Source organism: Endozoicomonas ascidiicola (genome assembly GCF_001646945.1).
In the GTDB taxonomy this organism is placed as follows: domain Bacteria; phylum Pseudomonadota; class Gammaproteobacteria; order Pseudomonadales; family Endozoicomonadaceae; genus Endozoicomonas; species Endozoicomonas ascidiicola.
The window spans coordinates 1-1,727 of record NZ_LUTV01000020.1 but is presented as its reverse complement, the minus strand read 5'-3'; the positions used below and the strand labels follow the sequence as shown (position 1 = coordinate 1,727).

Below are 1,727 nucleotides of genomic sequence, written 5' to 3'. Positions count from 1 at the left end.
CCCAAATACCTCGAAACAGTTTGAACCAGATGGTTTGACTACTCGATGTTTATGACGAAGTTACTTCCTGGATTGCAAAAAGCTTGAAACTTTGCACAGTACAAAAAACTGTTCCCTTCCCCACCAACTCACCGTCCAAAAAGATGGAAAGGGAAAATTGTTTCTGCTGGCGCAGTAAAAGGATATTCGTACAATGGCGCTTGCCAGCTTGGTAAATAGCAAACAGAAAACGAGAATTTTGACGCTGGCATAAATGAAAGAATATACGACCAAGCTCTCTCGCCAGCTTGCAAAACGAAGACTGACGATTTCTTATGAACTTTTCGATAGACAGAACAAAAAAACTTCCAACGCAGTAAAACTCTCGGGTTTGCAATTCTGGTAGAACACAGCAGCTAACGCCAATTTCAGGGGCGCCGCAGGCGTCCCCTGGAAATTTTTGTTAGGCCTTTTTCTGCGACACGTGTGCTGGGTGAAATGATTTACGAATTGAAACAGCTAGAGCAAGAGATAGTTGTATATAGCTCTCAACATTGTCAGTAAATTCTTTCTCGGCCATATGAACGGCCTGATTCCTTAATTCTCTTAACCTTTGGAATGCATTTATTTCATTTTTATTTAATATATTTCTTGTTAATAGCTCCATTTCAAGGGCGTATCCACCAAGTTTTTTCAATGAATTGTCTTTAATGTCTTCTTCATGTGAAAGTCTATTCTTAGCCCAAGCCTCTAGATTTAACCAGGACTCTATGACAGCTGATCGGGGAGAAAGCACAGCGAGATTTAATAAGTATTCTTCCAAATTTACTGGTGATATATCTTCACTTTCTTTATTTTCAGAAAGTAATTCCTTTGAATCTTCAGCTAGCTCCTGTACTTTTTGCCTAAATTGAATTGAAAAATCACCATATTGCATATTATCTACAGAGGGAAGAAGCCTTATGAGCGGTTCTCTCAGTAGAAATATCACTCCAGTAATAGCTAGAGGCCATGCCAAGCTATTTATGATGGATGAAAAAAATTCTAGCCAATCCAAATTTATTTACTCCGTATTAAGGCCTAACGCCAAAATGTGCGGCGCCGTAGGCGTCCGGTGCGCAGCACGAACACGATTTTATTGTTAGCTGCGTAAGCCCGTAAAATAGTTGAACTGTGACGAAAACCTGAAGCGAGTACGACTGGCAACAAAGTAAAAACCAGAAGATTTACAACCAGAGATTTTGAACGGTGCTGAAAACCACACTGACCAAAAATACCTCGAAACAGTTTGAACCAGAAAGTTTGACTACTTGATGTTTATGGCAATGTAATTTTCTGACCTGACAAAAACTTGAAACTTTGCACGATACAGAAAACCTGCGCCTTACCCCACCAACTCTCCGTCCAAAGAGATGGAAAGGAAAACGATCTCTGCGCTGGCGCGGAATAATGAAACTGGCACGCTACCGCCTGCCAGCTTGGGAAATACAAACAGCAAACGACGATTTTGACGCTGGCATAAAAGGAGGAATAAACGACAAAACTCTCACGCCAGCTTGCAAAAAGAAGGTTACCGAACTCTTCTGAACCTTACGATAGAACTGGACAAAAAAACTACCAATACAGAAAAGTTCACAGGTGTGCAACTCTGGTAAAAACACAGCAGCTAACGCCAAAATGTGCGGCGCGCCGCAGGCGCGTCCGGTGGAGCGCAGCGGAACGAACTCGATTTTTTTGTTAGCTGCGCA

General features: G+C 41.8%; 2 protein-coding genes. Both read right to left on the bottom strand.

Annotated features, from left to right (window positions below):
- Positions 1 to 442: 442 nt before the first annotated feature.
- On the bottom strand, positions 443 to 1,036 hold the full coding sequence (locus AKL11_RS24150; RefSeq protein ID WP_067522909.1) for a hypothetical protein: 594 nt from the start codon (positions 1,034 to 1,036) through the stop codon (positions 443 to 445).
- Positions 1,037 to 1,442: 406 nt separating this feature from the next.
- The coding region (locus AKL11_RS26125) for a hypothetical protein (protein WP_216636848.1) at positions 1,443 to 1,727 on the bottom strand (285 nt) is incomplete at its 5' end.